Annotated in this window: 4 protein-coding genes; 2 read left to right on the top strand and 2 right to left on the bottom strand. The window is 44.0% G+C overall.

What is annotated here, in order from left to right; genetic code table 11:
- Positions 1–1928, bottom strand: a 1928-nt coding sequence (locus A3735_RS21010; protein WP_068638576.1) for a malate synthase G, incomplete at its 3' end; no start/stop codon positions are given.
- Positions 1929–2184: 256 nt separating this feature from the next.
- Between A3735_RS21010 and A3735_RS21005 the strand changes: the two genes are divergently transcribed.
- Entirely contained in the window at positions 2185–2967 is a 783-nt protein-coding gene (locus tag A3735_RS21005; RefSeq protein ID WP_068507461.1) for a hypothetical protein, read from the top strand.
- A 360-nt stretch (positions 2968–3327) separates the two neighbouring features.
- Complete coding sequence (locus A3735_RS21000) at positions 3328–4200, top strand: 7TM-DISM domain-containing protein (RefSeq protein WP_068507463.1); 873 nt, start codon at positions 3328–3330, stop codon at positions 4198–4200.
- An 80-nt stretch (positions 4201–4280) separates the two neighbouring features.
- Here the strand turns inward: A3735_RS21000 and istB are convergent, their stop codons facing one another.
- Entirely contained in the window at positions 4281–5024 is a 744-nt protein-coding gene (istB, locus tag A3735_RS20995) for an IS21-like element helper ATPase IstB (protein ID WP_068510509.1), read from the bottom strand.
- Positions 5025–5131: the final 107 nt, after the last annotated feature.

Here is a 5131-nt window from a genome sequence, read left to right as displayed (position 1 = left end):
TGAGAAGAAATACGCAATGTTGCACGATCTTCCATCAAACCAACGTTGTTGATATCTGGAACTTTAGAACAACCAACACCCTGATCAACCCAACGTACAACATAACCCAGGATACCCTGACAGTTGTTGTCGATTTCGTTCTGAATGAATTCAGGCGTTAGCGCCTTAACTTCATCTGCAGACATTAGTGGAACGCTTAAGATGTCATCTACGTTTGCATGCTCGCGAGTCTTAAGTTCGTTTTGAACCGCAAATACATCAATCTGATGATAGTGAATTGCGTGAAGTGCTGCAGCAGTAGGAGAAGGAACCCAAGCCGTGTTAGCACCCGCTTTAGGATGGCCCACTTTCTGCTCCATCATCATGCCCATTTCATCAGGAATCGGCCACATGCCTTTACCAATCTGTGAACGACCTTGTAGGCCTGTTTCCAAACCTGTATCAACGTTCCAATCTTCGTATGCGTTAATCCAAACTTGCTGCTTCATTTGAGTCTTAGCAACAAAAGGACCTGCCAACATTGACGTGTGTAGCTCATCACCGGTACGGTCAAGGAAGCCTGTGTTGATGAATACAACACGGTCTTTCGCTGCACGGATACATTCTTTCAAGTTAACAGTGGTACGACGCTCTTCATCCATAATACCCATCTTCATCGTGAAGCGAGGCAGGTTAAGTGCATCTTCAACACGTGCAAACAATTCGTTAGCAAAAGCCACTTCTTCTGGGCCGTGCATCTTAGGTTTAACGATATTGACAGAACCTGTTGTAGAGTTCTTGAATGGGCTATTGCCATTCAAGTCGTGAATAGCGATAAGCGCTGTCACAACACCGTCCATGATGCCTTCAGGAATTTCAGAACCGTCTTCCAAAAGAATCGCAGGGTTAGTCATCAAGTGACCTACGTTACGAACGAACAACATTGAACGACCTTTCAAAGAGAAAGTATTACCGTCAACACCCGTGAATTCACGGTCAGCATTCATCACACGTGTAAATGTCTTACCGCCTTTGCTTACGTCTTCAGCCAGATCGCCTTTCATTAGGCCTAACCAGTTGCCGTAAGTCGTCACTTTGTCTTCTGCGTCAACCGCAGCAACAGAGTCTTCACAGTCCATGATAGTGGTCAGTGCCGCTTCCATGATCAAATCTTTAACGCCAGCAGCGTCAGTTGAACCAACTGGGCTAGTCGCATCGATTTGGATTTCGATGTGCAAACCATTGTTCTTCAAAAGAATAGATGTTGGTGCAGCTACGTCGCCGGTGTAACCAACAAATTTGTCTTCTTCTTTTAGACCTGAAGTAGAACCGTCAGCCAGTGTCACGGCAAGCTTACCGTCAACGATTGCGTAGTTTGTTGTACCGACGTGAGAACCCTTAGCCAAAGGTGCAGCCGTGTCTAATACACCACGAGCATAAGCGATAACCTTGTCGCCACGTACTTTGTTATAACCTGGGCCCTTTTCAGCGCCACCTTCTTCAGAAATAACTTTCGTGCCATAAAGCGCATCGTACAAAGAACCCCAACGAGCGTTAGAAGCGTTCAATGCGAAACGAGCGTTCATTACTGGCACAACTAGCTGTGGGCCAGCCATTTCAGCGATCTCTGGCTCTACATTTTCAGTCGTTGCTTCAAATGCCGGGCCTTCTTCTACCAGGTAACCAATTTCCTGAAGAAATGCTTTGTACTCTGCGAAATCCAAAGACTGGCCTTTACGCTCAGAATGATACGCATCAATCTTAGCTTGAAGGTCATCACGCTTTGCAAGCAGCTCGCGGTTACGTGGTGCCAACTCATTAGCGATTGCGCTGAAACCAGCCCAAAATGCATCCTGATCGACGCCTGTACCTGGAATTGCTTTCTCGTTTACGAAATCGAATAGCTCTTTTGCGACCTGCAGGCCTGCAGCTTGAACGCGCTCTGTCATCTTTGTATCAGCCTCAACACTTGAAATAACAAGGAAATTGCCCCTAGCAAAAGTAAACTTCTTCGCCAGGTGCGTAATAAAGGCGGCAGATTTTACATGAAAATGTGACAAACCCCAAATTCTATCCGATCAAAGTTTGCACAATCATTTACCATTTCACCCTAAATCCCAGATAGAAAATCACAAACGCTGGTCTATACTCAAAGGTATAAGCAATTTCAGTTTAACCTTTTGTATATTTTTTAAGATCTTAGCTATGTCAACAACCACTATTACAATCGCCATCGTTGCTATCATATTTCTTTGCATTGGTGCTATTTATATTTCTCAAGCGCGCGAGCGAGCACGTGTTGAGCGCATTCGCAAAACCAATGTGCTGACTGAGCGACATAACCGCATGCAACAGTTGATTCACGACCTGCCCCCGCAGTACTTAAACAACGAGCTACGCATCATGATCGCCGAGCGCTCAGTTGAAACGCTTAATGAACTGATCATTTTAAATAAAACCGAGCGCCTACAAGGTTACCTCACTGCTGATCATGACTATCTAAAGAACTTACGCGAAAACAACCCCAAATTTCCGGCAGTCCCCGTAAAAACAGAAGCCAAAGCCAAAGAAGTGAGAGGCTACCTGGAGGTACTTCAACGCTTTATTCAGTCACAACATAAGGCCAAGCGTCTGAATGCCGGCAGTGCAAAAAAATATCTGGATCACATCAGTCTTTCGATTTGCCAATCCAAAGCAGACTTATTCTGTGGCCGAGCCGAAGCGGCAAATGCCAATGGCAAGCCCAGAGTTGCAATTCATAATTACCACAGTGCAATTGATGCATTTAAAGAGTTTGCCAAACACCCTCAGGCCGCAAAAGCTATTGCGCTTTACAAAGCCAAAATCAAAGCGCTTGATGAAGTAGCGGATCAACACAACAAAAAATTCAGAGAACAAGAAGAAGCTAAAAAACAAGAAGGCAACAAAGAGTGGGATAGCTTTCTCGATGACGAAGACCAATGGCAAAAGAAGAATTCATACGACTAAAAACAAGTTTTTTCTCTTCTCTTGCATCTTAAAATAGGATTTTCCTGACATTATGTACTATTTTTAATATTTAGAAGAGCTCCATAATTAGCCCGGCTGATCGAGCTCTACCTATTCTGTCCACAATGAACTTCTCTGGACGACCTCAAAAAATAAAAAAGCCGTTTAGATGAGAAAAATCAGGCTCAGCCACCCATTAGCTAAATTATTCCTATTACTAATCCTCATCGTTGTAGGGCGTTATGCTTTTTCTGAACAACTTCCCGGATACAAGCTCAGCGCTGAGTCAATACCCGAAAATATAGGCATTTACACCCAATACATCGAAGATAAAGACGGCATTCTATTTTTGAAGATATTATGGCCGCGGACTCAAAGTATAATAATGGTCTAAAATGGCAAAATGCTCCCAACGATGGCCTTGCAAAAGGATTTACTGACTCAGTATATTGGCTCCGCTTTTCAGTCGATAACATAAGCCCAGAAGCCACACGCTGGTACCTTGAGGTTCGCTACCCGATCCTTGATTCAATTGAATACTTCATACCAGATAGTGAGGGCGAGTATACTAAAGAAATCGCAGGTGATGCTTATCCCTTTGAGCAACGAGACATCGATTATCGAAATATCGTTTTTTTACACAACACGCCAGCCAACGAAAGCCAAACTTTTTATATGCGCATCGATACCTCTAGTTCGATGTTTGTCCCCCTTCAAATATGGCCCAATGACACCTTCTTTCATGAAATAGATAAAGTTAAGCTACTGCTCGGCATTCTCTATGGGATCGTAATTCTTGCGCTATTTATTTCAGCAGTAAATGCCGTATTCCTAAGAGACGTCATGTATATCTGGTTAAGCGGTATCTTTATCTGCTTTTTCTTGTACCTGGGTGGGATTAAAGGGGTTGCCTTCCAAGCCTTATGGCCAAACTCTCTCTATTGGCAGAAAATCAGCATCCCCTTCTTCATGAATATGAGCGTTGCATTCGGCTTCTTATATTGTCGCGCCTACATCAACTTAAGAGTGCTGTCTCTCAAGCTTGACCTGTCAATTAAAGTCTTGGCGGCGCTAGCTTTTGCCACAAGCTTACTCTGCTTTATTATCGAATACGAATACATCATTAGCATCAGCACAATCGTAACCATGCTTTCACAAGTCATATGTTTAAGCATCGGCCTCTACTCCTGGTATAAAGGCAATACGGCAGCCCGCCTGTTAATTTGCATGTAAAACTGACCCTGCTTTTGCACTTAATTTTGACCCGCCTGAGAGGCCAGATTATGGCCTGAACTTTTCTTTTATTTCCAGTTTTAAATTCGTTTATTAGTAGATTCTTTGTAGCGGTAACTTTCGTTACCTGTTTCAATGATGTGACAGTGATGCGTTAGTCGATCAAGTAATGCGGTTGTCATCTTTGCGTCACCGAAGACTTGGCTCCACTCTGAAAAGCTTAAGTTAGTCGTGATAATCACACTTGTTTTCTCATATAGTTTGCCTAGCAAGTGGAATAGTAATGCGCCTCCCGTTTGACTAAAGGGCAAGTAACCAAGTTCATCTAAGATAACCAAGTCTGTATGGCTTAACCTGTTCGCAATGCGTCCCGCTTTACCTTCGAGTTTTTCTTGTTCAAGTTGATTCACAAGTTCAATGGTCGATAAGAAGCGCACTCGTAGTCGGTGGTGTTGGATGGCTTGTACGCCTATTGCCGTTGCTAAGTGAGTTTTACCCGTGCCAGGGCCTCCTATAAGTACGATGTTGTGGCTGCCTTCGATGAACTCACAGCGATGAAGCGCTTTGACAGGCGTTTCATCTACACTGCTTTGATTGAAGTCAAAGCCAGCTAGGTCACGGTAGGCTGGGAACCTTGCATGCTTCATCTGATAAGCGATTGATCGCACTTCTCGATCTGTTACTTCAGCTTTGATCAAGGCTTCAAGAATGGGCTGTGCTTGAAGGTAAGATGGCCCGGCTTGCTGTGATAGCTCCATAACACTGTTGGCCATACCGTGTAGTTTGAGTTGTTTGAAGGTGTGGATCATGGTTTCAATGTGCATAAGGATGACCTCTTAGTTGATCGTAGCGTTGTGTGTTGGCAATAGGTTCTTCGTTTAGAATGAGAGAGGGTGGTGTTAGCAAAGGCTCAGGTGTTTCCTGTTCGATG

It is taken from the genome of Oleiphilus sp. HI0061 (assembly GCF_001635675.1).
Note: the sequence above shows the minus strand (reverse complement) of the source record. Positions and strands in the feature narration are given on the sequence as shown.

Excerpts from the sequence above, each read along its gene's own strand:
- istB (WP_068510509.1), bottom strand. The coding sequence starts at position 5,024 with ATGCACATTGAAACCATGATCCACACCTTCAAACAACTCAAACTACAC.
- A3735_RS21000 (WP_068507463.1), top strand. The coding sequence starts at position 3,328 with ATGGCCGCGGACTCAAAGTATAATAATGGTCTAAAATGGCAAAATGCT.
- A3735_RS21005 (WP_068507461.1), top strand. The coding sequence starts at position 2,185 with ATGTCAACAACCACTATTACAATCGCCATCGTTGCTATCATATTTCTT.